The organism is Nocardioides sp. CPCC 206348, assembly GCF_048654705.1.
Classification (GTDB): Bacteria; Actinomycetota; Actinomycetes; order Propionibacteriales; family Nocardioidaceae; genus Nocardioides.
In genome coordinates this window covers 70511-71486 of the sequence record NZ_JBMCZA010000107.1, presented here as the reverse complement: position 1 = coordinate 71486, position 976 = coordinate 70511, and the positions used below count along the sequence as shown (strand labels likewise).

General features: G+C 70.9%; 1 protein-coding gene. It reads right to left on the bottom strand.

All coding sequences use genetic code 11. The features are described from left to right. Positions 1 to 746, bottom strand: a 746-nt coding sequence (locus ACOADB_RS05780) for a ParB/RepB/Spo0J family partition protein (RefSeq protein ID WP_378596990.1), incomplete at its 3' end; no start/stop codon positions are given. Positions 747 to 976: the final 230 nt, after the last annotated feature.

Here is a 976-nt window from a genome sequence, read left to right as displayed (position 1 = left end):
AGCCGCTCGATGCGCAGCACCTCGTCGGCCTCCGCGACATCCTCGGCGCTCAGCACCGGCAGGCCCTCGTCCCGCAGCCGCTCGACCTCGGCGGCGTCGGCCTCCCGCTCGGCAGCCTCGTCGCGGAGTCGCTGGGCCTCGTGAGTGAGCGAGCGTCGCCAGCGCTTGGCGTTCTCCAGGCGCTCGGCGGCGTCGGGGTCGTGCTCGAACTCGGCGAAGATCGCGGCCTCTTCCAGCGTCAGGTCACCGGCGTCCAGCCGGTTGCGGCTCTGGTCGGCCTTGGTGACCGCGAGGGCAGCGTTGACGGTCGGCCGGGCGATGCTGGTCCGCTTGGCGATCTGGGCGGCGCTCACGCCGAGCAGGGCCAGCTGCTCCACGCCCGCGACGATCTCGGCCTCGCGCATCCCGGCGCGGTGGATGTTCTCGACCATCTGGTCACCGATCCTGTCGGCGTCGGCGGGCTGGGGGACGACGCGGGCCGGGATCAGGCCGGTGGGGGTGCCGACCTCGGCGGCGGTGACGGTGCGCCGCTGGCCGCGCAGCAGGACGTACTGCCCGTCTTCGTTGCGGTAGACCGTCACGGCCTCCAGCACGCCGCGCTCCTTGATCGACTTGCGGAACTCCTTGTGGTCGGCGCGCAGGTCGGTGCGGACGTTGGTGCCGACGATGATGTCGGCGGGGTCGATGTGCAGGAACTCCTCGGCCTCGGTGGCGGTGTCGGTGGGGGTCTGGATGGTGTCGGTCATGCAACTGTCCTCCGTGAGTAGAATAGAAAGAACTGACAGGGCTAAGCCTGCCAGCGGGGACCGACGCGTACCCGCCTTCGGGCCGGACCTGTGGAAAGGTGGGCACGGCTCCGAGGCTGGGGAAAACTCCGCTCGGCGGGCGCGACCTCGGCTGCGGTGGCGGGGCGCGACTGCTCCCCTTGGATGCTGGACAACGGAAGGAAGGCGCGACGGTGGGAACAGCTGGACAC